The sequence below is a fragment of the Roseateles sp. P5_B10 genome, assembly GCF_056400485.1.
This window is the reverse complement of sequence record NZ_JBFULE010000872.1, coordinates 1-2,123: the sequence shown is the minus strand read 5'-3', so window position 1 is coordinate 2,123 and position 2,123 is coordinate 1. Positions and strand designations below refer to the sequence as shown.

At 67.1% G+C, this 2,123-nt stretch carries 1 protein-coding gene and 1 pseudogene; both read right to left on the bottom strand.

The genetic code is table 11. The annotated features are described in order from the left end of the window. Positions 1–1,648, bottom strand: a 1,648-nt coding sequence (locus AC1DU6_RS28715; RefSeq protein WP_477861304.1) for an MFS transporter, incomplete at its 3' end; no start/stop codon positions are given. Positions 1,649–1,731: 83 nt separating this feature from the next. Further along, positions 1,732–2,123: pseudogene (gene sbcB / locus AC1DU6_RS28710) on the bottom strand (exodeoxyribonuclease I); the annotation flags it as partial.

Here is a 2,123-nt window from a genome sequence, read left to right as displayed (position 1 = left end):
GCCCCCAGTTGGGCTTGCGCGGCAGCAACCAGCCGCTGAGGGCAATCAGCGCGGCAGCGGCGATCGGAGCGAGCCGGCCAACGAGTTCCGCCACGTGGGCGGGGGCGGCGCTGCTCGTGAACGGACTGCCGAGGAAGTCAGCCGGCCCGTCCGGCAGCCACAGGTAAAACGGCCAGGCGCCAATCAGGAAGACGAGCGTGGCCGCGAGATGCCAGCGCAGGCCACCGGTATGCACCAGCCGCGGCAGCCGGGCGGCGGCGGTGATGCCCATCATCAGGCCGCTCATCAACAGGATCTGCAGCGGCAGCCGATCGAAGGTCGCACCCGTCGGCGTCACGCCCTTGTAGAGCAGGAAGACCGCGGCCACGTGCAAGAGCAGGCTCGCCACATAGGGGATGGCCAGGCTCACCCGGTCGACGAGCCCGTTGCTGGCCGGGACTTTCGGCTGGACTGTCGGGTCCGGCAGCACCACGTCGTCGATGAAATGGCCGAACACCTCGGAGTCGTTCCAGTAGTCGTTGTGCGCCTTGCCGGGCAACCAGTAGCGGCTGAAGCCATGGTCATGCTTGCTGCCGAACTCGAAGGCCTCGCAGCCGCTGTCCTTCAGGAAGCCCATGGCGGAATCGAGCTTGAACCCGATGGGGTCCCCGAAGTCGTAGTAGTTGCGCCACTTGATCTGCTGCGCCAGCGTCAGCCGCGGCGCCTCGCTGTCGCCAAAGAGCACCTGCTGGCCGGAGCAGCTGGATTTCAGCTTGAGGCCCTGCCAGAGCGCCGGCCACAGCACGATGTGCTTGTCGATCGGCGAGCCTATCGTCATATAGCCGCGCACATAACGGATCCAGCCGTCGTCAACCGGCGCACTGGATCGGTTGTCCGGGTCGACGATGGGGCGGCCCGACAGCGCTTCGAGCAGGCCGAGGAAGCTGATGACCGTGCCCTCGCTGTGCGCCACGATGTAGATCTCCGGATGGCCCCCCGGGCAGGCCTCCTGGAATGTCGCCACCACCTGCGCGAGCGCGCTGTGGAAGCGGTGCAGGATCTTGTCGCGGTAGTAGGGAAAGTCGGTGACGAGCTGGACATCGCCGACGTAGTCGCGCAGCAGCGGCGCCAGCTCGAACTTGAAGATGCCCATGCGGGCGAGCACGGCCAGCAGGCTCTCCAGCACGCCCACGGTCTCGACGATTTCGTCGACGATGCCGGTACCGAGCTGGAAGTCCTCGGCCTTCAGATTGCCGTTGGGCACCTCCCTGCGGTACTGCGACTCGGCGCGGCTGACCACCGTGTGTCCCCAGGCCTTGGTCTCCTCCAGCGTGTCATTGGCCTTGACGACCTGCCCCGGAATGTCGGCCCAGTAGATCTCGGCGAAGCCGATGCGCGACAGGGCGTCTGCAGGCTTGGCGTCCAGGCGGCTGATGCGAACCGCAGCCGCCGAGCCAAGGTTGAAGTAACCCAGCGGCATGACCGGCAGTGGCGGCGAAGCCCTGTCGCCGAAGCGCCGCGCCACCGAACGTATCGTGTCGCTGCGCAGCTGGCTGCCAATGCCGTGGATGGCCACGACGATCTTGTCCATCGGCGGGCGGCCCTGGCTGGCATCCGAGATGGATGCGGCCGTGGCCGTCTGCTGCTCGGAAGTGGATGCAACCGTCATGGGGAACTCTCCTCACGGGAAGTCCACGCATGGTGCCTCCGAGGCGGCCCTCACCGCTTCAACAAGACTGAGGAGACGCCGCCTCAGGGGGCGATCTGCTCCGCGTAGTCGTACAAGGCCGACAGGATCTGCTCACCTCGCTCGTCGGCTGTTTCACCGAGAACATCGATACGCTCCATGAAGGCCGCCAGCGTCTGCGCGCCGCCTTCGCCCTCATGCAGCCGCGCAGCCAGGTGGCCCTGCCAGCGCTCCGCCTCTTCTGCCGACAGGCTGGACGGGAAATTGCGCGCACGCCAGCGGAAGACAAGCTCATCCAGCCGCCCGTCCTGGAAGGCCAGCTTGCCTTGCGCCGCGCGCTCGGCGAGCTGCGCGGGCGCCATCGTGCGCACCTTGTTCAACGCCCGGCGGTCGTCGTTGCCGATGAAGCCGCCGTAGAGGTCTTCGTCCACGTCGGCCGGCGCGAAGGGCTCGCGCT